This window comes from Ligilactobacillus ubinensis, assembly GCF_024160875.1.
Classification (GTDB): Bacteria; Bacillota; Bacilli; order Lactobacillales; family Lactobacillaceae; genus Ligilactobacillus; species Ligilactobacillus ubinensis.
Genome location: NZ_JAIULA010000001.1, coordinates 192632 through 214135, shown reverse-complemented (window position 1 = coordinate 214135; position 21504 = coordinate 192632). Strand labels below are relative to the sequence as shown.

34 protein-coding genes are annotated in these 21504 nt (G+C 35.4%); 7 read left to right on the top strand and 27 right to left on the bottom strand.

Annotation, left to right across the window (positions count from 1 at the left end; genetic code table 11):
* Nucleotides 1–6: 6 nt before the first annotated feature.
* From LB941_RS01010 to LB941_RS00975, 8 genes are all read right to left on the bottom strand, one after another.
* Nucleotides 7–1143, bottom strand: a complete 1137-nt coding sequence (locus LB941_RS01010) for an Ig-like domain-containing protein (RefSeq protein ID WP_253358703.1) — start codon at nt 1141–1143, stop codon at nt 7–9.
* A 14-nt stretch (nt 1144–1157) separates the two neighbouring features.
* Nucleotides 1158–1703, bottom strand: coding sequence for a capsid assembly scaffolding protein Gp46 family protein (locus tag LB941_RS01005; RefSeq protein ID WP_253358702.1), 546 nt, complete (start codon nt 1701–1703; stop codon nt 1158–1160).
* Nucleotides 1704–1839: 136 nt separating this feature from the next.
* Nucleotides 1840–2070: a hypothetical protein gene (locus LB941_RS01000; RefSeq protein ID WP_253358701.1), complete on the bottom strand. Its 231-nt coding sequence runs from the start codon at nt 2068–2070 to the stop codon at nt 1840–1842.
* A gap of 69 nt (nt 2071–2139) precedes the next feature.
* Nucleotides 2140–2853 (bottom strand): minor capsid protein, encoded by a 714-nt coding sequence (locus LB941_RS00995; RefSeq protein ID WP_253358700.1) that lies wholly within the window; start codon nt 2851–2853, stop codon nt 2140–2142.
* 7 nt (nt 2854–2860) lie between these two features.
* Entirely contained in the window at nt 2861–4420 is a 1560-nt protein-coding gene (locus LB941_RS00990; RefSeq protein WP_253358698.1) for a phage portal protein, read from the bottom strand.
* A gap of 3 nt (nt 4421–4423) precedes the next feature.
* Nucleotides 4424–5716 (bottom strand): PBSX family phage terminase large subunit, encoded by a 1293-nt coding sequence (locus LB941_RS00985; protein ID WP_253358696.1) that lies wholly within the window; start codon nt 5714–5716, stop codon nt 4424–4426.
* On the bottom strand, nt 5703–6527 hold the full coding sequence (locus LB941_RS00980; protein ID WP_253358694.1) for a terminase small subunit: 825 nt from the start codon (nt 6525–6527) through the stop codon (nt 5703–5705). Before LB941_RS00980 ends, LB941_RS00985 begins: the two co-directional genes overlap by 14 nt.
* A 22-nt stretch (nt 6528–6549) precedes the next feature.
* Nucleotides 6550–7419 carry a hypothetical protein gene (locus LB941_RS00975; RefSeq protein ID WP_253358693.1) on the bottom strand — a complete coding sequence of 290 codons (870 nt, stop codon included), beginning with the start codon at nt 7417–7419 and terminating at the stop codon, nt 6550–6552.
* Between the two features lie 2 nt (nt 7420–7421).
* Here LB941_RS00975 and LB941_RS00970 point away from each other — a divergent pair, with 2 nt between their 5' ends.
* Nucleotides 7422–7709 carry a hypothetical protein gene (locus LB941_RS00970; RefSeq protein ID WP_253358692.1) on the top strand — a complete coding sequence of 96 codons (288 nt, stop codon included), beginning with the start codon at nt 7422–7424 and terminating at the stop codon, nt 7707–7709.
* A gap of 210 nt (nt 7710–7919) precedes the next feature.
* Here LB941_RS00970 and LB941_RS00965 read toward each other — a convergent pair whose 3' ends face one another.
* A complete protein-coding gene (locus LB941_RS00965) occupies nt 7920–8450 on the bottom strand; it encodes an ArpU family phage packaging/lysis transcriptional regulator (RefSeq protein ID WP_253358691.1) in 531 nt (176 codons plus the stop codon).
* A gap of 111 nt (nt 8451–8561) precedes the next feature.
* Here LB941_RS00965 and LB941_RS00960 point away from each other — a divergent pair, with 111 nt between their 5' ends.
* The gene (locus LB941_RS00960; RefSeq protein WP_425270465.1) at nt 8562–9044 is read left to right on the top strand and encodes a TspO/MBR family protein; all 483 of its coding nucleotides are present in this window, start codon (nt 8562–8564) and stop codon (nt 9042–9044) included.
* A gap of 260 nt (nt 9045–9304) precedes the next feature.
* Here the strand turns inward: LB941_RS00960 and LB941_RS00955 are convergent, their stop codons facing one another.
* Genes LB941_RS00955 through LB941_RS00930 form a run of 6 tightly spaced genes read right to left on the bottom strand, consistent with a single transcriptional unit; the run spans nt 9305 to nt 11463 of the window.
* Nucleotides 9305–9508, bottom strand: a complete 204-nt coding sequence (locus tag LB941_RS00955; RefSeq protein ID WP_253358689.1) for a hypothetical protein — start codon at nt 9506–9508, stop codon at nt 9305–9307.
* 34 nt (nt 9509–9542) lie between these two features.
* The gene (locus LB941_RS00950) at nt 9543–9857 is read right to left on the bottom strand and encodes a hypothetical protein (protein ID WP_253358687.1); all 315 of its coding nucleotides are present in this window, start codon (nt 9855–9857) and stop codon (nt 9543–9545) included.
* Nucleotide 9858: 1 nt separating this feature from the next.
* The gene (locus LB941_RS00945; RefSeq protein WP_253358686.1) at nt 9859–10053 is read right to left on the bottom strand and encodes a hypothetical protein; all 195 of its coding nucleotides are present in this window, start codon (nt 10051–10053) and stop codon (nt 9859–9861) included.
* Complete coding sequence (locus LB941_RS00940; RefSeq protein WP_253358680.1) at nt 10050–10259, bottom strand: hypothetical protein; 210 nt, start codon at nt 10257–10259, stop codon at nt 10050–10052. The genes LB941_RS00945 and LB941_RS00940 overlap by 4 nt, the downstream gene beginning before the upstream one ends.
* Nucleotides 10260–10264: 5 nt before the next feature.
* On the bottom strand, nt 10265–11143 hold the full coding sequence (locus LB941_RS00935; protein WP_253358678.1) for a hypothetical protein: 879 nt from the start codon (nt 11141–11143) through the stop codon (nt 10265–10267).
* Nucleotides 11144–11154: 11 nt separating this feature from the next.
* Nucleotides 11155–11463 (bottom strand): hypothetical protein, encoded by a 309-nt coding sequence (locus LB941_RS00930; RefSeq protein WP_253358676.1) that lies wholly within the window; start codon nt 11461–11463, stop codon nt 11155–11157.
* A 53-nt stretch (nt 11464–11516) separates the two neighbouring features.
* Here LB941_RS00930 and LB941_RS12515 point away from each other — a divergent pair, with 53 nt between their 5' ends.
* On the top strand, nt 11517–11648 hold the full coding sequence (locus LB941_RS12515; protein ID WP_275979971.1) for a hypothetical protein: 132 nt from the start codon (nt 11517–11519) through the stop codon (nt 11646–11648).
* A gap of 49 nt (nt 11649–11697) precedes the next feature.
* Here LB941_RS12515 and LB941_RS00925 read toward each other — a convergent pair whose 3' ends face one another.
* From LB941_RS00925 to LB941_RS00870, 12 genes are all read right to left on the bottom strand, one after another.
* Nucleotides 11698–12390, bottom strand: a complete 693-nt coding sequence (locus LB941_RS00925; RefSeq protein WP_253358674.1) for a putative HNHc nuclease — start codon at nt 12388–12390, stop codon at nt 11698–11700.
* 2 nt (nt 12391–12392) lie between these two features.
* On the bottom strand, nt 12393–13223 hold the full coding sequence (locus LB941_RS00920; protein WP_253358672.1) for a PD-(D/E)XK nuclease-like domain-containing protein: 831 nt from the start codon (nt 13221–13223) through the stop codon (nt 12393–12395).
* The gene (gene bet / locus LB941_RS00915; protein WP_253358670.1) at nt 13195–13983 is read right to left on the bottom strand and encodes a phage recombination protein Bet; all 789 of its coding nucleotides are present in this window, start codon (nt 13981–13983) and stop codon (nt 13195–13197) included. The genes LB941_RS00920 and bet overlap by 29 nt, the downstream gene beginning before the upstream one ends.
* A gap of 149 nt (nt 13984–14132) precedes the next feature.
* Entirely contained in the window at nt 14133–14390 is a 258-nt protein-coding gene (locus tag LB941_RS00910) for a hypothetical protein (RefSeq protein ID WP_253358668.1), read from the bottom strand.
* Between the two features lie 69 nt (nt 14391–14459).
* A complete protein-coding gene (locus LB941_RS00905; RefSeq protein ID WP_253358666.1) occupies nt 14460–14675 on the bottom strand; it encodes a hypothetical protein in 216 nt (71 codons plus the stop codon).
* Nucleotides 14676–14687: 12 nt separating this feature from the next.
* Nucleotides 14688–14954 (bottom strand): hypothetical protein, encoded by a 267-nt coding sequence (locus LB941_RS00900; RefSeq protein WP_253358664.1) that lies wholly within the window; start codon nt 14952–14954, stop codon nt 14688–14690.
* A gap of 5 nt (nt 14955–14959) precedes the next feature.
* On the bottom strand, nt 14960–15463 hold the full coding sequence (locus tag LB941_RS00895) for a helix-turn-helix domain-containing protein (protein WP_253358662.1): 504 nt from the start codon (nt 15461–15463) through the stop codon (nt 14960–14962).
* 382 nt (nt 15464–15845) lie between these two features.
* On the bottom strand, nt 15846–16073 hold the full coding sequence (locus LB941_RS12510; RefSeq protein ID WP_275979968.1) for a helix-turn-helix domain-containing protein: 228 nt from the start codon (nt 16071–16073) through the stop codon (nt 15846–15848).
* 38 nt (nt 16074–16111) lie between these two features.
* Nucleotides 16112–16420, bottom strand: coding sequence for a hypothetical protein (locus tag LB941_RS00885; RefSeq protein ID WP_253358661.1), 309 nt, complete (start codon nt 16418–16420; stop codon nt 16112–16114).
* Nucleotides 16421–16437: 17 nt separating this feature from the next.
* On the bottom strand, nt 16438–16638 hold the full coding sequence (locus LB941_RS00880) for a hypothetical protein (RefSeq protein ID WP_253358660.1): 201 nt from the start codon (nt 16636–16638) through the stop codon (nt 16438–16440).
* 40 nt (nt 16639–16678) lie between these two features.
* The gene (locus tag LB941_RS00875; protein ID WP_253358659.1) at nt 16679–17407 is read right to left on the bottom strand and encodes a phage regulatory protein/antirepressor Ant; all 729 of its coding nucleotides are present in this window, start codon (nt 17405–17407) and stop codon (nt 16679–16681) included.
* 40 nt (nt 17408–17447) lie between these two features.
* On the bottom strand, nt 17448–17669 hold the full coding sequence (locus tag LB941_RS00870; RefSeq protein WP_253358652.1) for a helix-turn-helix domain-containing protein: 222 nt from the start codon (nt 17667–17669) through the stop codon (nt 17448–17450).
* A gap of 137 nt (nt 17670–17806) precedes the next feature.
* On the opposite strand from LB941_RS00870, the gene LB941_RS00865 reads away from it, so the two are divergent.
* The 4 genes from LB941_RS00865 to LB941_RS00850 all read left to right on the top strand — a co-directional run bounded on the left by LB941_RS00865 (nt 17807) and on the right by LB941_RS00850 (nt 21438).
* Complete coding sequence (locus LB941_RS00865; RefSeq protein WP_253358650.1) at nt 17807–18490, top strand: helix-turn-helix domain-containing protein; 684 nt, start codon at nt 17807–17809, stop codon at nt 18488–18490.
* Nucleotides 18491–18550: 60 nt separating this feature from the next.
* Nucleotides 18551–19216, top strand: a complete 666-nt coding sequence (locus LB941_RS00860; RefSeq protein ID WP_253358648.1) for a DUF3862 domain-containing protein — start codon at nt 18551–18553, stop codon at nt 19214–19216.
* Nucleotides 19217–19379: 163 nt separating this feature from the next.
* Complete coding sequence (locus tag LB941_RS00855) at nt 19380–20540, top strand: tyrosine-type recombinase/integrase (RefSeq protein ID WP_253358646.1); 1161 nt, start codon at nt 19380–19382, stop codon at nt 20538–20540.
* Between the two features lie 247 nt (nt 20541–20787).
* Nucleotides 20788–21438, top strand: coding sequence for a type II CAAX endopeptidase family protein (locus LB941_RS00850; RefSeq protein WP_253358644.1), 651 nt, complete (start codon nt 20788–20790; stop codon nt 21436–21438).
* Nucleotides 21439–21504 lie beyond the last annotated feature (66 nt).

Below are 21504 nucleotides of genomic sequence, written 5' to 3'. Positions count from 1 at the left end.
ATTTACTTAGGCTTCTGTTACGGTTACAGCGACAGTAGCAGTGAAATCGCCACTTGTAGCCGTAATTGTAGCAGTACCAGCAGCTACACCTGTGATTGTTCCATCTGTTGCGACTGTAGCAACGTTTGTATCACTTGAAGCGAATATTGCAGCAGATACTACAGAACTAGCGTTAGATGCCGTTGCTGGTTCGGCAGAAACAGTTACTTGTTTAGTTGCTCCAACTTTAATTGAAGCTGTTTTCTGGCTTAATGTAATGCCTGTAACTTCTGTTGCTCCAGCGGTGAAAATAGCAGCTTTATTATCATCAAGAATGAATGTGCCACCTTTACCAGCACCTTGTAATGCAACGCCATCGAAGTCTTCTGATTCAATAGTACGAGTCGTTACGATACCAATAAATGCATGCCCGATATTGTCAGGAGCAAAAATAATTTGTTTACCGTCCATGTAACGTGCTGGCGTTTTGTTAACCGTAATTCCACGGAATGACAAGATACCATTCTCATCAATATTTACTTTTGAACCTTTGAAGTTTGTAACTTTATCATAGTCAATAATTGCATTGTAAATGTCAGCAGTCACATAAGCCCGAGCAGGTACTACGATTTCTAAGTCTGTAAACTTTTGAACAACAGTTTCAAATGCTGCATTAATTTTATCGCCAGTACTTAAATCAGAGCCTAAGTCTTCGCTTGCGGCTTCGACTAACGCTTTACCCAACTTAACGTTGAAGAAACGTGTTTTAGCTTGTGCTTGCAAGTTTAACCGGTCAGCTACAGCTGCATCTAAGTCTGTGTTTACGGTATATCGATCTAGCCCTTCATGAATTGCCCACTCAAATGTGTAAGGAACATCTGTATCGGCATAGATAATTTCTTTTCTTTCGCCGAAACGACTTGAATTTCCGGTTCCTGAACCGAATGCTGTATTCTCGTCAGTTGAATATTCACCGATTACAACCGCTAAATCATTAGTTTTAACGTAAAAAGCAATATCCTTGTTTTGAACCCCATCATGCGCCTGTAATTCTCCAAATGCTGGACTAAATGCTGATTGAGCTTGAAACACAGTCTGCATTAATTGCATAAACTGTTTTTGGTACATGCGTACTGCAATTTGATTATTATTTGTTGTAGCCATATTTGACTACCTCCTTATTTTTTATATTTTTCCATTATTTTTTGGAATGGATCTGTGGTATCTTTTAAAACAGTAGAACCTGTTTTTGGTTGTTCCGTTCTCAATGATTCTTTAACTTTTTGATTTACCTGTTCCTCAATTGACTTGCTTAAAATGCCAATTGCGTCATTAATCTTGTCTGCATCGCCTAAAGCAACTAATGAATCTGATAAACTAACAGGCAATCCTTTTTCATTCAAAATGTCCTTAACATTTGCTGATAATTCGCGCTTATTAAGCTCTTCTTCACGTTGAGCGAGTGCATCTTCTTTAGCTTTTTGTTCAGCTGCCGCCTTTTCCGAAGCGCTCATTTTAGCTAGCTTAGCGCCCTCTGATTTAGCTTCATCTAACTTAGCTTGAAGTTTTGTCTCAAATTCTGCATTAGCTTTTTCAAGTGCCTTGGCTACACGCTTATCTGCTTCTGAGTCGAGTTTTGACTGCAATTCTTTTTGAGACAAAGTCACTTGCTCTTGTTCCTCTTGTTCGTTTTCTACTTGTTCATTTTCGTTATTTTCAGTCATTATTAGTCCTCCTTAGCCCAAAACAAATAGACGTGCTATAAGAACTCAGCTACACATAGTCCAGCCACGCTCACACGTCTATCACTTCACGCTATTTAGATTTTTAAGCAGTTTAGCGACTTGCTTAGGTCAAATGCTATTTAAAGTTTATTTTGTCTGCATTGATAATTCCACTAATGACTCTTTCGTGTGAAATTATTTGTTTTGTAATATCGTCCTTATCAACTTTTAATTTCAAAGCACTAACCAATTGTGCAACCGTATTATTTGTAGTTGCTAAAGCTAGTTTTAATTGTTCAATTTCTAATGTTAGTTTAGCAATATCAACCACTTCATATTCTGATGTTTCAACTTTTAATTCACTCATGTTGTTTTTCCTCCTAAAATAATCTGCTATTTAACGCATAACTACGAGATATTAGACCACCAAGCCTTTCTAGTCTACATATGCTGACCAAGCACACCTACAATTTGGGTGAAAAGGAAGTACGCCCTGCGCTTGTTTCAACGTGTGTACCTCTCCAATGTGTGACTGGCATTCATCACATGCTTTAGAATTAGCTACCCACACCACTTTCTCATACCCTGCCTTTTGAATACTATCTATACCTGATTGAGCCATCACTCTTGAACTTTCGGTCCTCAATATTCTTTCAGCTTGATATCTAGCTACTGAATATCTCTTTCTAAGCTCACTAGTGCGTGTTACAGGATTATGATGTGTCAATAAAGAATGTTTCATATCTTTCAGCAAATCTGACCTTAGAGCGTCCATATTAGACCATATACGGTCACTCCATAACGTCTTATCGATTTGACCATTAACCAGTTCGTCAATCTGTTTCAACTTATTTTTGAAATTAACATCATATGCAGTTGCTCCAACTGCTATCGATTCGGCGGCTTCATTATTGAGTTCGCCACCTGTATACTTAACCAAATCTTTTGCAAGAGCTGACGAATGGACATATGTTGCGTACTGTAGTAAATCATCATTGTTAGCCACTCCTTTGGTTTTAATGCCATAGCTTTTAGCAATTTTGTCTAATTTAGCTTTCAGTTTTCGATTAGCTAGCCGTGAATCATCTGCTTTTGTGTAGTCTTCAAAATCTTCGTTAAACTCATGCCAAAATTCTAAGAAATCATCCATTGAAGAATTAACTATCTTGCGTATCTGACTGTTGTTTACGTCCTTTTGATACTGTTTGTCCGCGAACTTCTGAATTATCTTGTTCAGCTTCTCCTGGTTCATCAGAATCACCGCCTAACTGATATTCCGCATTCTCATCTTTTTGTTTCTGCATCATTTCTACGATTTTATTAACTTCAGTAACACCTGGCAAGAATTGATATAGGTACTGTTGTGGTATCGTTGCACCTGCTGATTGGACCTGTTGAATAGTACCAACATCATCAGTCGGAAGATTATCCTTGAACGTAAAAATAATATCGTTAGGGTCAAAACTAAGGCTAGACGATGCCTTTTTTTCCAACTCCGCAATAATTTGATAGCGCGTATATAATCCCTTCTCAAATAGTCTACGTTTGGTAGCAGCTAACTCGACCGTTCCAAGCAACTTATATTTCATGGCCACGCCCGAAACGTTTGAAGCAAAGTTTTCATCAGTTAAATCTGGCGTATGGCTAAATTTATGAATATCGCTTGATAACCGCTTTTTATAAGCTTCTGCACCGTTGACGTCATATTCTTTGTGGATATATTCAGCGTCAACACTAGTCTGTGTTCCTGTAGCGGTCATGCCTGATTTCAGCAATAATAAATTAGCTGATTTCATTTCTTTTAGAATGTCCAACTTGTCTTTTGCTAGTTTGGCCATTGCGTCACTATTAGTTGGATCTACACCTTGCATTAACGTTGAACCGTCCATCAAAGTATCAATATCACCTTTAATGACTAACATAGCTTCGTTTAAATCAGTCATGTAATTAGCGGTATCTGATTCGGCAGCGTCGTACAAATCAATCAAAGGAATAACATTCTCATAATCACCTAAACGAAATGAGTTATTCCAATATTCAATCACTGGAAAAGCGTAAATTGTTTCTTCTTTGTCAACACTCATAACTCCGTCGATTGGTGTCGGCTTATAAACAATGTGCTCGCTAGCAGTCCATATTTCAGGCACGAAATTAATCTTAGATACCTCATTATCGTCAACAATTTCTATTTGGTGATATCTAACCGCCATGATTGGTTGTGGGTCAACATCAAGCGAGTAAATAATAAATGTATCTAGTGGGTCTAACACCACAATATGTTCAATATCATCTGTATTCCGATAAATGTACTCATATGCTCGCCCATATCTCGTCATATCGAGGAATAAATCATAGTTTTGTGCGTCAACTTTATTAGCTTTTACTATATCTTCAAATCTTTTATCTTCTTCAACTGGCAATTTAACGTTGACTGGATTTCCGACTGAATATGATGTTTGAAAATCAGCTATATACTTTCCATAGCTATGTGTTGCTCGGTAATCAGCTTTGCCATGCTCTTTCCGCCTATCTTTGTCTGTCAATATTTCAGTATTGAAGCCTAAATAATAGTCATTTAGAATTTGCAACCTTGGTCTTTGCTGATTATAGTGGTGCGAAATAAATTTCATAATTCTATCAGGCGTTAACTTCTCTAAATCTTCCTGATAAATTAAATTTGCTTGCTTGATATTCCATTTAAATTTGATTGTCTTCATCTCCTAAATTAGCCCTAAGTTTTTAACAGCTTTCTGTCTTTCTTGATAGCTCATATACTGTCCGTGTTGCGTAAACATAAATAATTCCATTGCATATCTCAAACTATCAACAGCATGGTTATTTCCATCTTCTGGCGTGTTTAACCAATTACCTTCTTTATCTTTTCCATAAACGTATGTGTTAAATTCTTCGAGTAATCCTTTGACGCGTGGATGGACTACATATTTGTACGACTGCATATATTGAACACCTTGGATAACTGAATCTTTGCCTTTACCTGCAGGTCTGATATTAGGCACACCAAACACTTGCGATAACTCAACAATTAAACGTTGCTCTGCACTATCAGCAATAATTGGCAATCCAATAGCTTTATGCTGCGCTAACGCTTGTGCAATTTGTTGTGTGAGCATTCCTTGTTGGTAAAACTCGTCATAGACGTAAACAACTCTGTTTTTCTGATCGATAGCCATAAATTCTCCAGCGGTTGGATCGTGTTTAAAACCAAAATCCAAACCAACAGCTTTTGGCAAATTAGCAATTTCTTCATAACTGAAATCACGTTGCTCAAATAAACTGTCGAATACAAGTCCTTCCGCTATACCCCACTCACCTAAAACTGCCACTCTAGCGCGATTAGGGTTACGAACAAGCATATCTTTTAGGCTTTCAATGTAATCATTGTCAAGATAATCATTATCTTTATAAGTTGTTGTTAATGCTAGTGCTCGCTTATCTTTTGTCTTCTCATCAAAGAACTCACTTTTAAGCCAGTGTCTGTCACTCCAAGGATTAAATGTGATTATGGATTGATAAAACCCGTTATCAGGCAAAACGCCACGCATTGATTCTTCGACCGTATGGAATGCGTCTAGCGATTTAAGTTCGTATGCTTCTTCCCACCAGCTTCTACATAAATAACCAGTTGTAACATTAATTGATGTAATTTTAAGCGGGTCATCCATTCCTCTGAATAATATTTTTTGCCCAGTTTGTTTGTAGGTTATTTCTAAAGGGCTAACCGTGAACTTAAAAAGATCACTCACCCCTAATGAGTAAGCAATCCTTTTTAAAGTTGCATATGTTGAATCTTTATGTGTTCCAAAATATTGACGAACGATTAACCAATTGGCGTATGGATATATCATTGTGTCTAATAAAACCTTAACTCCTGCGCTGTAGGACTTCCCAGAGCCACGAGAGCCTTTATACGCCAAGTAACGGTTACTAGCAGTAAATAATGGATAATACGCAGGGCTAACTATTTTAGAAACATCTAAATCAATCACTGGCATTATTATCCACCTCCGGGAGTTTTACATTAACAACAACTTGGCTGTCGCTAGCATTCAAATTAGGCAATCGTTCAAGCAGTTCTTTCATAGCTTTCTGTTTATCGTACATTTCAACGACAGGTTCTCCTTTATCGATCCTGATTGACTTGATATTAGAAGCATCAATCTTACTGCTATCGTGTAATTTAACAACGTGCTCATAATAAAAAGCTTGTTGCCCAGTCTCAGGGTCAATAACAGGAACATAATCATAAGGATTACTCTTCGGACCATATTTTCCATCTTTTGAGTAGTTCTTCTGCCACTTCAACCGTTTAACCATCTTAAACTCTAAAACGTCTGTAACGTCCGCCGTAGCTTGTTTTAGGTATCCTTTTAAAATATCATTAGCATCAACATAAAGTTCTTGAGATTGCTGTTTCTTTAGTTCTGCAAGCAATGATTTAATCTTAGGATTTCTTAGGAGTCTATGTCCTTCGACCATTGCGACTTCATAACTGCACCCATAAGCTTGTTGATACGCCCATGTTGCATTAAATCTTTGCAAATAAAAAAGACAGAAACGTTTTCGTTTTTCTGTCAGTTCATCATTCTCTGCTATTTTTTCGACTGCAACCTTTGTAATTTTGTGTGCACCCTTTTTTATTTTTGTGTGCATACTTTTTTTAGCAGGTGCGCCCCTTTGCCACCCATACCTATTCTTCCAAGATTTGACGGTGTTGATAGACACTTCATACTTGGTAGCAATATCTTTATACTTCATGCCTGCTAAATAGTCTTTTTTAGCTTTCTCTTGCTCCTGTTTTGTCATGTCATATCATCACCACCTTTATTTAATCCAAATTATTTATATTCTCAGGTTTTATCTTCAAGGATGTGTAAAAGTTGTTCATTAACACTAAATTTCCTTTGTATGTAAGCTCATAAAAATTTATTTCAAATGTCATATTATGTTCCCGAAGTTCAAAATCTTTATAACTAAGGCTGACTTTGTAAAATGGAAGTATATTTTTAACGCTCGTTAAGAACGGTCTTGCAATTCCCACATTCCATACTACATAAGTTTTCAAAAAAGGAAAGATTGTAACAGGTATACTTACCTTTTTTAGATCTCCAGCACCGATATATGATATGGTATAAACCACATCCTGTTTTTCTAACGTCGAATAACCATTCGTAAAATTAAATACTATATCATCATTTTTCTTAATATCTATAGAAATTTTCTCATTTCCTATTATTCTAGTTCCCTTTACCGTTGGGTTATACATTGGTTTTAGTTTTTCTAAATTAACCATTGTAAATTCACAACGAATATCATATATATTTTTGCCGCTCCCGTTTACAAGCATAAAAAAGAGGTCAGAAAAAAGGTCCGTAGTTCCATTATAGCTTTCCTTCGAATTTGTAAGCTTTTTTAAATCCGTTGTCACAGGCAGGTCTCTGAAATCCTTTGAAATTGGTACTAATATCGGTTTATTTCTTTCTTTTTCCAATGACTTTTCAAAGCTATTTTGTTTGTTAACACTCCAGAAGATGCCGACTATAGATACTACAGCGCCAAGATATCCTCCCCAAAAACCTAACCATCCATCATTGCTACCATTTCCAGGAATTAACCCTATGCCTATATTTACAATCAAAGGTATGCCTACTAAAAATATTAATATTAACCACCAATATTTTTTAAAAAAAGTTTTCATTTTTGCACCCCACGGTAATCATTTTATCTCACAATTATACACCTGAAACAGATGCTATTAATTACTATAAACAATTATTGCGAGGGCATTCGATTTGTGTGCATTTAGTCATGCATACACATCTATTTGCGATATATTTATCTTATAAGCAAAAAGCTCGCCGAAGCGAGCTAGTGTTATTTACTCCATCAATATGGAATATCTTCAAAGAAAATGAAATTGAAAGAAATACTTGGTTTGACTATTTGCCAATGCAAGCACGTGGTGCTGCCCCACACCGATTTTTCTAACCCAGTCACTGATCAAGCAACTGGAACTGCTTAGTATACTTGCATAATATCCCTACTGGCATAGGGATATATCCTAGATCACGCTAGGTCGCATTCTTAAAGGAGGCTGTTCACCATGTCAAATCAATATTTGAACAATATCATATTAACATGGATTGACTCCACAAAAACTCCACGTTTACTCCACGAAAACTCCACAAAAACTCTATTTTATAAAAACTTCAGCAAACGACCGTTTTCGTATGACTCAGCAAATCTCAATTGTGCTCTTTCAAGCAATTTGTAATATCCACTTTCAGACTCTATATATTTTGCTATTAAGATTTTGTCAGGATACTGACGTTTACATAAATATTTATCATAAAGCCTTTGGCGGTCATAGGCATTTAGCTTATTGATTGCCTTATTTATTTTTAAAATTTCTTCTTGAGCTGTAACCTTGAATACAACTGCGTTTTCAATTGGACGATGAATTTGATTAGTTAATGACTTAGGCTCTAGTGAGTATGTAGTCGTCACCTTTGGTTCAAACTCTTCGTCCGCTAGTCTAACAAATGTTCTGTACTGTGATAATAGCTCATCGACTTTTTTCTTCGTAGTTTTGATGTCTAATTCCGCTAACAAATTCACACTCTGCCACCCCTTTATGGTATTATTAATTTGGTTGGTGTCTACTAGGGATAGTAGATGCTTTTTTATTGTTTCCATCATAATCGCTCCTGAAATTTTCACCCAATTCATTAGACCATTCCTCTTATTTTTCAATTTTCTAATTATCTCCCATGAAAGTCACTATCAATGAATAACTAAAATATTAATGTTATACTTCGCTTAAGAAAGGGGAATATGAAAATGAACAATAGTATAAAATTCAATTGGATTTACTTATTTATATTCATTATTGTTATTGAAGTTATTGGTAGTTTATCGGCGTTATTTGCTGGAAACATTAAAACTATTTACAATAGTCTAAACCTTCCTGTTTTATCACCACCAGACTATTTATTTGGAATCGTGTGGCCCATACTTTATGCTCTTATCGGAATAGCAGGATATTTAATTTATTACACCCCGTCTATCCAACAAGATAAAGTTATTAATTACGTACTCTTTTTCTCTCAATTAGTTATTAACTTTATTTGGAGTATTATTTTTTTCAAATATGACGCGTATTGGCTTGGTTTCGCTGTAATAATTATTCTTGATTTAATTGTTTTGGTCTGTATCATTCATTTTTACAAAACAAGTCCACTAGCAAGCATTATGTTCATTCCTTATTTTGTATGGATCATATTTGCATCATATTTAACGATTGGCGTAGCCATATTAAACTAACTGCTTAGCCGTCTAAATTGGCGGCTTTTTTGTTGCTTCCTTTTTTTCCAAAATATCGTAATTAATATCCGTATGTGTTTGTTCTTCAAATTCCTTTGTAAAATTCAATATAACCATTCTAAAATCGTGCTGACGCAATTTTACAATTTCAACTGGTAATTAATACTTGAGTTGGAATAAACTCGCTCTAAGGACAAATATAGGCGATATATGCGTTCATTTTCCGTTGCAACTAGTCCATAATCTTTTACTATTTTCAATTAATCCACTGCCTCCTCCTTGCATTTTTCTAAGTTTATTGGTTGAAATATTGCTAGTTTCTGTAACTCGTCTATTTCTGATTGGGTGTAAGAATGTGCATTGGTTTTCCATGAAGTTTGGGTGATATTACCTGTCATGGAATCATAGCTTACATACCAGCCTAATATTTTTAGATAGTATTTCTTGTCTCCTACTTCATACATATCTTTTTACCTCCTCTAATTGCTCCAATAGGCATTATTTCAACTCGTTCACAATTACAGTTGTGTTATCACCAAAGTAAATATTGTGTTTTCTATTCTGTTGGTCCACATATTGCAACGAACGGCTACTATGTGATATATCAAATTTTCCTTTAAAGTGCATGATCGCTTTACCGTCTGCGTTGTAGACAGTGATTTCACGCTCAATACCATTACTTGTTTCAGATTTAAAATCCTTTACGGTTCTAACGCCACTAGCTGTATGGTTTAAATACCAATACGAACAACTACCAATTCCAAAAATAATAACCCCAACAACTATAATTATCGTAATAACTGCTTTTTTCATCTCAAACACCCATCTCTTTCTTGATATCCTCAAAGGCCTCATTTCTGCCTTTGTCGTACATTTTTGTTGCTAACTTTATAACTGCTTGTCGGCGTTCTTTAACGTCATCTAGGCTAGAGTTATTAACTCCTGCTTGATATGCTGATTTTTCTAGTTCAACTATGCTTTTAGCTAAGTCATGCGATATTTCTCTCATATCGGAAACTCCTGTTCTTCAGCCCATACCTCATCATATTTGTTGTCTAATTCTTTGTGTAATGTGTCTAAGGCTTCTACTACCTTTTCAGCTTGTTTTTCCACCCCTGCGCGTCTGTATCCACTGCTGAAGCTTTCAAATTCAGATTGAATTTCATCAATTTTTTCATTCAAATGCTCTAACTCAAAGCTTGTCATTTGCTCCATGTTCTTCACTCCTTTTTGTTTATTTGTTCCATCAATTCGGCTATGCGATTACTTTTGTCTTCGTCATTAGGTTTTTCTTCTTCAACGTGATCTTCTTTAGCCCAATCTGGCAGTGTTTCTTTTTGAACTACTTCTCGACCATTTCGTTTTTGAGTTGGTGGAGTGAAGTTAAATTCGTCCGACCAACATTCATTGAAAAACCACGTCGAGCCTTGTTTGATATAGTTAATTGGTGTCTTTTGAATCTTGATTTCTTTTTTATAATTAACAATTCCATCTTGAATCTGCTTATTTGTCGTTCCATTCTTAATAGCTCGTTGATAGGCTGCAAAAGCTTTTTTTCTCCCTTGCTTTCTGCCTGTTGGATATAGAGACCAGAGCTTATCAAAATCATTTTCAAGATGGCTGACACGATCACGGTTCGGTTTTTGAACCTGATCTATTGTTTTACTATCCTTACCTAACCTATCCTTACCTAACCTAACCTGTGCGGTCCATTGGTTGTCCAGTGGACGTCCAGTTGGTTTACCAGTGTCAGCACGAGGTTTAGGCTTGATTATTTCTGCTTCAGGAAGAATTTTTAAAAGCATATTTTTATAAATTGAGTCGACTTTCCTGTCAGCTCTAATCCGGTTGTTTTCACTCCAATCAGTAATAAAGGTAACTAGATCTGTATTAAGTATTACAACAAACTCTTTTGCTGCTAAAATTCTAAGATCATCTTCGACTGCTCCAACTTGTCGCATTATTGTGAACGCTTCAACTATTCCATCATCATCAGCATGTAATCCGAGATGGAAATATAAAGCTTGACTACTAAGCGGCATTTTTAAAAATTTTGCGCTGTTAGTAATTCGATTACTGAACATTCTCCTTTGAGCCATAGTCCAACCTCCTAAAACGGTAAGTTATTGATCTTCTCAATCAGCTTAGGATTGTCAACAATAAACTGATAAAGCATGTTTCCTAGCGGGGTTACAAGGCTTTCATCGTTGGCTAGATTGTCAACACCTGCTTCATGTAGCATTCCATGAAGTGCCTCATGAATAATCGTTTGATAATACTTTTGCTTTTCGATTTTGTCTCTAATTGAAATGTGAGCATTTTCATATTGTGTTACCCCCCACGCTGACTGGTTGTCATCTTCGAGTCTTTTTACATTTTCAACTTTGTAAATAATCCCACCAATTTTTATCTTTTTCATTTTAATAGTCTCCTTTTTGTTATAAAATTATCTCTAGAAAAGAGATGATAACTATGGCTACTTCTGAACATAGACATTTTCCTGAACATCCTCATAAAACTGGTCCTAAAACCGTTCCAGTAGGTCCTTCAAAAGGTCCTAAAAAACAAAAGCCTTATAAAAGAACTCCTCCACGCAAAGCGTAATGCGTTTAAGCCCTCTTACATTGAGGGCTATTTATTTTGAAAATAAGTTCTATTTGCCATAATCGCCTTTCACTCCAATCTCCTTTAGCGTTTGCTCATCCAATTTAATTCCTGTAGTTGGTATCTTATATAGTTCTCCAAATTTCTCATTTCCATATTGTTCAATTTGTCCGTGATGGTTTCTACATAGTGGCAAAACATGTCTTTTAGTATGATCTACTTTGTTTCGATTAAGCCCTGCTCCTAGAACATCTACGTGGTGTATATCTGCATGTTTTCCGCATATACAACACACCCGATATTTGCAACAGCGATATAGATACCAGTTTTCTTCTTTAGGTAGTAGTTCATAGCCGTATTTGAACGGTACACGCCATTTGAACATGAAATCTATAACTATATCCAAAAGCTTATTAGCGTCGCTCACGGTTGACTCTGTGGCGTCTGATAGGCTAATTACATCACCCAAAGTTTCAATTGTGTATTTAGCTCTGAATAACTCATCTAGGAACTCGACACTATGACCGCTCCAAGCGTATATATCGCCTAGTAACGCATAATAGAGTGCTCGTTGCTTTTTAGTAACTCGTCTTGGATCAGGAAATATAACTTCAACCTGAACCTTGCTTAAATCACCTTGATACATCGTTAAAAGACGTTCAACATTGATTTGGTCTAGTAGCCCTACTTCTAATTTATCTTTCGTGTATGACTTTGCTATACCTTGATTAGTTAAGCTCACATTTATTCCACCTCGATATCTGAAGCGTTAACAAAATCGACAATTTTATTAGTCAATCTGCAATAATCACATTTTCCACATCTATCAGGTGTTTCTACACCCTCAATAATTGCTCTATACCTTTCTTGAAAGGCCTCAATAGTTGTCATAGCATTTTCAAGCTCTAACTCGTCTTGTTGACTATTAAAGCTAATAGCCATAATGTCACTAGGCGTTTGCTTAGAAACCGCAAAGATGAACGGCATACAATCATTACCAAACGTTTGCTTAATCAGTTCTTTGTACATAGCCATTTGCATATAGTAGCCATATGCTTTTACAAACGGTACTTTGCGACGTTCATCGGGATCCCAATACCCTTTATGGAAATCTTGATTGGTCTTAATATCGCAAAAATAATCATTTTCCAAAACCAAACTATCAATTTTGCCTCGCCATTTAATCCCACCAATTTTGCCAGTTACGATTACTTCTTTTCTTCCTGGCAAATACAGATTTTGAAATGCTTTTTCTGATTCAAGCCGCTCAACCATTTGTTGTGCAATTTGATATGGCACTTTTAACTTCCCCTTTGAAGCTCCGCGACTAGAAATCATCTCATCTTGGTGTGCTTCAATGAACTTCTCGTGCGCTTCTTCACTCTCAAAATACGAATGTACATAATTGCCAGCTAATAATGCCGTGACATTATTATCGGGTTTCCAAGCGTTTGTTAACTTGGCATATGCAGCAGCTTCACACTTTTGGAAATCTTTGAACAGTGAAACAGACATATATTCTTTGTTAATGTCTGAAGTGTAGTAGTTATCTTGACTCAACTGGATTGTTTGCATTGTCTAATACCTCCTTTTCAGCTTTTTCTCGTTCTTGCGCTTCTCTGAAAATGTCTACTTCTTCTACTTCTTCATCTCGTGGATCATGTACTTGTTCTACCTTCTTTGGTGGTTCAATTGCACTTTTTAGCAAATCATTAGCTTTGTTGGCCTGTGGTGTTACATCTTTAATGGGTCCTTCGTTAGGGTTGCGATCATCTTCTGTGTAAAGACCGCCTAATGCCTCTGGAAAAGCTTCACGGAGTGCATTAACCATTGCGGTTTTGCGAATCATAGTTGCTGGCATAGTTTTCCATGTGGATTGTGATTTATTAAACTCGCCAACCGAAATTTCAACTCTATGTGGTTCTTTTCTATCTTTGCGATACACTTCCGCCCAAGCGCCTACCAATTCATCATCTTTAAGCTTAAATGCTCCGTTGCTATATACGATTTCTTCTTTTCTTAGAACAATAATTCCAGCTTTAATTCCGTCATATTGAGGATTTGATTCTGCGCGTTTCATAAAAGCTTCTTTTGACGTGATAAGCTGTGCGGGCTGTGTTCCAAATTTGATGATGTATGCCTCATTCAAAAAAGGATTTAAATGTTGATACTTGCAAAGCGTAATAAACATCGTCACTTCTTGGTCTGTGATTTTTCCGTTGCCATGTACCAACGTTTGACGCACTGTCTGCGGTGTTAATTTCACCTTTTCGTTGTTGGCCATATATTCAGCTTTGAAAACTGTACTTTCTTTTTTTGCTATTTGATTTTCCATTTTTCGCCCTCCGTGTTAAAATGAAAGTGTAGAAATTTTTACTCAACATTTTTCGTTAGAGCCGACTTCAATCGGCTCTTTTTTGTGTTCGAAAAATAATGTGTATGCGCCTGCTATTGCTATGCAGGCGAGTATGATTATTAAGCTTGTCATTGTTCTGCCCACTTTTTATAAGTTTTAAACGCTTGTATAGCTTGTGTTACTTCATCATCGGTTAAAATAGCTCCTTGTCTGTAGCCATAAAGTCGGTGTGCCATTTCGTCAAAATATGTCCAGTATCCGTTATTGCCATCAAAAATAATTTGTGTCAAAAGTGTGTCCACTGTCGGAGCATATCCATGACTTTTTAATGATTCATAAGCGCCTTTTACCGCTTCCTCGCTAAGAACTTTTGCTTTTTCCATCATTTTTCCTCCTCTGGATATGGCTTCATCATCAAAGCTAGTGAAAAACCTATTAGGAACGTTGCTGTTAAATTAGCTTTCATAGTCCGACTCCTTATCTATCAGATCGTTAAGCTCATCACCACAGAAATTTAAAGCCTCATAATGTAATGCTAAAGTGGTGTAGTTTCTAGTCTTCATTCGAGCCTCTGAAACCGTCAATTTTAAAATACCTTTTTTTGTGTCGTCATAATGTTTCTTGGCCTCCTCTGTTTTGGAAGTTGTTATTTTTACCCAACCTATTCTCATGATTAATTCCTCCTAAAGTTGATGTGATTCCATAAACTCATCTATTGAACGTTTTGAATACATCGGTCTTGAATATCCCGGAATTACAATTGGCTTTAATCCTGCACGTTTGAATACGTTGAACGTGTCCGTGCATACGCCGCAATATTTAGCAGCGTCTTTTTGCGTCATATATGGGTTAAATTTAGCTTCAATAACCAACTCTGATTGTTGTTTCATAATTTCAGTTAATTCTTCAATTAGTGCCGATTGTGCTTTGTCGTTTAACATTTCCAGCATTTTCATCACTCCTCATTTTGCTTATTTGTCTCTTTTAAAACGTCGTATGGATCCATTTGTGCTTCTTCACACGCCTTGAAAAACGAAAGCATTTCGACTGCCATTTCTTCGGCAAATTCCTTTAAATATTTTTCTGTAATCGCGTTTTGTAACATGGTTCGTTTTTGATACGGAATCATAAATATTTTGTACGTTTTATCATCTAATCTTTGGCGTTCTAATTCTTCGTTATCTCTCAATTCTCGAATTAAAAAGCTATCTTCTGGGTGGCTCAAGTCCTTAGTTGTACGTTCTAACAGTGTTCCAAAATATTCTGCTGCTGCATGATTGCCAAAACTTGCGTCATGCAGAACACCTTGTATTTCTGTAGCCTTTTGGGCTGACATACGTCTATATCCAGTCCGGTAATTAGATACTGCCTGTGCTGATAGATGTATCATTCTGCCTAACTCGCTAGGCGTTATATCTCTTTTCTTCATAACTTTGTCCAAACTGATTGATAATTTCATAGTATTTTCTCTCCTTTAAATATTCCTTTTAAAAGAATGTTTTGATATAATATTTTTGAGTTTAAATTGCGAAAGGGGCTAATCGGCTTTGGAAACATTTTTGATCTCAACTGTGCCTCAATAGAGTTTGATATTTACCTATGTGTGTTCTCTTTCCACACCGTAGCTGACCAGCAACGTTAAAATGGAATTAACCATGGATGGGTCAGAAATTCTCTAACCGGAATGGAAGAAATGTTTGGGGTTGATGAAAGAAATATGTTCTCTATTTTTAATTGCAGTGTTGGGTGCGATACCAACAAAGTATTAAAGGTAAGCTAGCGATTACCGTAGGCTTTTAAAATTTCGCAGCTTGTTCAAGCGCTAGATTGGGCAAGCTTTTTTATTTGAATAATTTATTAACATTGAAATCTCTATATTTTTCCTTTATTCTCTTTAACAATTCGAAACTCGGATTTACAAAATCATTCTCCACCTTCACGTAATGCGAATACGATATTTTCAAAACATCTGCCATTTCTTGTTGCTTTAGACCTTTTTTCTTCCTAAATTCTTTAAGATATGAATTGATATATCCCGCCTCCCTAACTGCGTGCACAATGCCAGTCATACACGATTTTTTAATGTAAAATAAAATTAGAAATTTAGTTAAGCCATCCCAATAAATTCAAGGTGTGCTTCGTTTAAATTTTTTGAACACCAATCGAAGTTATTTTCTACAAATTCATCAACCATTCCACATAAAACTGCGAACGGTTTAGACAAATCGCTTTGGATTTTCAGAATTTTTTCAGCTTCATCAACTTTTTGTCTAGCGATTAATAGTGAAACTAGGCCCTTTTCTGACTTTTCAATAAGTTCTATCAATCTATACAAACAGTTGTTGAGCGCTTGCATCTCATCACCAATTGATTCTGCTATAATTAGTGTTTTGTAAAAATTTTCTTTATCTAGCATAAATTCACCACTCTTTCTTATTTTTCTAGATATAAATCACTCATCCCCAACAAGTCAGTAATATTCATTAAGAGTTCTAAATTAAAATCTTGAACATCGTTGACGGTTGCGAGCTTTTGCGGCTCACCAAGGGAACCGATTTTTAATCCTGGGTTTAGCTGTTTATCGTTATATTCAAGCAATAGCTTTAAAGCTTCGCGTACATTGCCATATTCCATATTTAGCATCTCCTTATTACGTTGTTTGTATTGCCAGTCTCTATTGAGTTACCTTCATTTCAATGATTGGCAAAATTCCTTTAGCTTTTAAAAAGTCATACAGGAATTTTTGACCTTTTTGTGTCCATTTCATGGTGTTGTTCAGCTTCTTATTGCCATTTGTATCTGGATACTCGAATGGTTCTGTATGCGTGTACCCCTTATCCTGATATTTTGCGTATAGATACCAAACTCCACCTTGTTTAAATTGAATGCCAAGATCATGAAGCAATTTATTAAATTTTATTGAGCTCATGCCGTAGTTCTTAGCGATTACTGACACAGTTTCTAAACCTTTATTTGCCAAAATTTTATAAGTGTAGTCTGCTGCCGGTTTTAATCTCCGGTTTTCATCAATAGCATCTGCCGCTAATCGCAAAGCTTCTGAAAATGTTTGTGGAATTTCAAATTTAGGCTTCTCAATTTTTCGTTCCATTTTGTTAAACTTATCAACGTATGATGCAGTGAACACAACTCCCTTTTGACCTGTTAATTTGTTGGCAATCATTTCACAACCCATTTTGGTAATTAGGTAACATTTATTGGTCTTTCCAGATTTATCTTTGTAGCTTGATTCAACGAAATATTTCGCTGAACTCAATTCTGAGTTGAGTAAATACTCGATGTAAATATCAATATCCCTAACTAAATTCGAATGGCGTTTACCAACCATTTTTGCGACTTCACGGCTTTCAATAGAAAACTCGGGTGTTATAATTTTTAAATCCATATTTGTTCCTCCTAACTATTCTGTTGTATATATGCAATATTTAATCAATATAAAAAAGCTTATCAAATTCTGTTTCCTTTAGTCCAAATACCTTTAGCATAGTTGCAACTGATTTACCACGGAAATTGTCTGAACCGTTATACCAGCGATATATTGTTGACCTATCAACATTCATTTTTTTTGAAAGTGAAGTTATACTTAGATTATTAACCTTTAAAAGTCGTTCGAACTCCACTTTATTTAGCTTCAAAGTAGCTTCCATTTTCTCACCTCCGTTTCTTTTGTACAACACTATAACAACATATCATTTCATTTATGCAACACTTTTGTTGTAAAAATGCAAAAAAAAATTTACTTTGTTGCATCTATGCCATAAAATAAAACTAAGGAGGACTTCATATGACTTTAGGAGAATTACTAAAAAGTATGCGACAACAAATGTCAATGGGTTTAAATCAATTAGCATTAAAATCCGGAGTAAGTGCTTCTCAGATATCAAGAATAGAAAATGATGAACAAAAAAATCCAACCATTGACACAGTAAAAAAATTATCCGCCGCTTTAAATGACACTGATAAAAAATTACTTAAAATGATGATTTTTAGTGATTTTAAATTAGAGGGTACACCAAAAATAACCGGAGATATTACTGATACCGTTCCGATTCCTACTCTTTCAGCTAAAGTTAGTGTATACGGAAGTATTAGAGCGGGTTCACCTGCTTTCGCGCAACAAGAAATTATTGGTGAAGTTATAGTTGCTGATAAAGTTCAGCAAAAATATGGAAAGAAAAATCTTTTCGCTTTAATGGTAAAAGGGAATTCAATGAACAGGAAAGTTCCAGAAGGCACAGTAGCTATATTCGCTAAAGAAGCCGCTATTGAAAATGGAGATGTAGTAGCTGTATTGATTGACGGGCAAGACGCTACAATCAAACAATATAAAGAAACATCATTGGCAGTTATTTTTCAACCAATGTCATATGATGAGAAATTTGCTCCTATCATTATTCCAAAGCGTGGCGAACAAGATTTCAAGATTTTAGGTAAAATGGTATACTTTGTTAGTGGAGATTATATTTAAACTTATTCGTCCAAATACTGATGACTATAAAAGCTGAAACTAGGTTCGGGGGAACTAATTATGTCAAAAAAGATTAAAGATGAAAATGGTAATGTGTATGTTAAGAAAAAGCCGTTTTACAAAAGAGTTTGGTTTTGGATTCTAGCTATTATTGTTATTGCTATTGTTGGTGGCAGCATGAGCGGAAAATCCAAATCAGACAGTAGTTCTAGTAACGCTTCTTCATCATCTTCTAAAAAAGAGACTAACAAAATCAATAAAGATAACTTTGATAAAATTACAGTTTCTGACTCAACCGGCACTTCTCCATCTGATGTTAAAGAGATGTTTGGCAAGAGCCCTAATTCTACAAGTGAACAAACCGTTGAAAACGTTAAAGCTAAAATGTATACATGGAGTGGAGTTGCTAACGGAGATATTACTTCTTCAATCGTGATTGGTTTTGAAAACGATCATGCTATCTCAAAAGCAATTAGTGGATTGAAAGTTACCCGGTCATCTAAAATTACCTTATCTGATTTTGACAGTTTGGAAAACGGAACATCTAAAGCAGATGTAACGAGTAAGTTTGGTGACCCGAACGGATACTCGTATACAAATATTGCTGGCCAAGAATCAGAAATATGGGAATATACTTCTGGTGTAAAAGGAGACTTAGGTGCTAATTTCAGCGTTACTTTTGATAATGGTGTAGTTAGTGGAAAAACTCAAACAAGTATGAAATAGCAATTGTGTAGCCCCACTTCGGGGTTTTTATTTTAACCATCACTCGAACATACGTGCGTATAAAATGGAATAATCACACAAAATACACTCACATATTTAATATACGCCCTATTCGTCCACAAAATTGCGTATACAACGTTTAATCAACGCAGGAGGTATAATCATGGCTACTTTTAAATCATACAAAAATAAGCGAACTGGCAAGACTAAATATATGTTTAAAGCTTATTTAGGCATAAACCAAGCGACTGGCAAACGAGTTGAAACTACTAGGCGTGGCTTTTCAACTAAAAAAGAAGCAAAACTCACACTAGACCAATTGAAAATCGATTTTGCACAAGGTAAGACAAAAAGAGAAGATATCAAATTTGACGATTTGTTTGAGCAATGGTTTGAAACATATCAAACGACCGTCAAAAATACTACAGCTAGTCAAATAAGATATCGGTATGAGCACTTTTTCAAGAGTGATATTGGTAGTAGATATATTTCTAAAATATCCCCTGCTTTTTTGCAAAAAATAGTAAATAGCAAGTCTAAAAAATATAAGAATTACAAAAACCTGTTTCTCTCTGTAGCAATGCCATTGAAATATGCATATAAGCTAGGCGCAATTTCACTCAATCCAATCGAACGGATCATATATCCTAACACCTTGGAAATTGGAGCAGCGAAACGTATGAAAAAAGAAGATAATTTTTACAACCGTAAAGAATTAATTGAGTTTTTAAATGAAACAGAAAAATTCGATACTAAACTTTTTACATTCTTTAGACTACTTGCATTTTCCGGAATGCGTGTTGGAGAAGCCTACGCTCTAACATGGAAAGATATCGATTTTAAAAGCGGGAAATTATCTATCAACAAAACTGTGTCGTTAAACATGGCAACTAACAAAACGGTAATCAATGCTCCTAAAACCAAGGAATCCATTCGCGATATTTACTTGGATAAAAAAACCATTTCTATTTTGGCTAAATGGAAACTGCTACAATCTAAAAATATGTTTCAACAGGGAATAAATATTAAGCAGACCAACCAGCTTATTTTTACCAACGACAGTAATAGACTAACTTCTTCAACAACTTCTGTGTATTGGCTAAGAAAAATATATAAAAACACGAATGTTTCCAAGCGAATAACTGCACACGGATTTAGGCATACACACGCTTCTCTACTTTTTGAAGCTGGAGCAAGCATTAAAGAAGTGCAGGCTCGCCTTGGACACTCGAACTCAAAAACTACACTCGATATTTACACACACGTAACTAAAAATCGTCAAACTGAAACAGGATACAAATTTGCAAAATATATCGATATTTAAAGTGAATGTGGGTCAAAATGTGGGTCATTTAAAAATTAATTTAAAAAGATCGCTGTTATATAGGCCTTTGTGGCCTCTAGGATTTTTATCATAGTCTTAATATTATGTCTTATATACAGGTAAATGTATTTTATTTCTCATAAATATCGTTTTAACTTCATTATGTATCTCTAGCTAAACAGCTAGCTTTTTTTTTTTATATCTGCTAGTCTAAGGGTATCTTAAGAGAAAAAGGATGCTTGTCTTTATGCGAATTAAAACTCTAGCATTACACATTTTTTATTTTATTTGCCTAGTAGTTGCATTATTTATCCCCCAATTTAGTTTATATTTTGCTCGTAAAAATTCAACTAATTCTCATTTAATTGGTTGGTTTATGTTTTTTATATTGTATGGCCTTGTTATTGCTTTATATCTGTGGGTTTTACGCCCTCAAAAGGTCTTTAAGCGTATCGATGCTAATGGTTTTGTTGCTATTATTGTCGGCTACTTTGTGTTTCTACTAATTAAGGCAACCTTCATTAGTCTTGATCAGATTATCTACCACCAAACAACCACCGCTAATGATGCTAAAATTCAGGCATATTTGAATTATAATAATACCAGTGCTTTGATGATTGTTGTTATGGCTGTTGTTTTTGCACCAATCTGCGAAGAATTACTTTTTAGAGGCATCTTCATGAAATTCTTTGGTCAAAATAGTTTTTATCTACCTATTTTTATAAGTGGCTTGTTATTTGGTTTAGCCCATTCAAATTCAAATATAATTAGTGCCTTGTTATACAGCAGTATTGGCTGGGTCTTAGGCTTCATCTATAAAAAATACAATAATTTAAGCGTCACTTGGGGACTACATTTCTTAAATAATGCTCCTGCAATACTATTACTTTTCTTTTAATTTAAGTTATTTTTCAATTTCTTAAATTCATTACTCTAAGTTACATGGTAAAATATTTACAGTAAA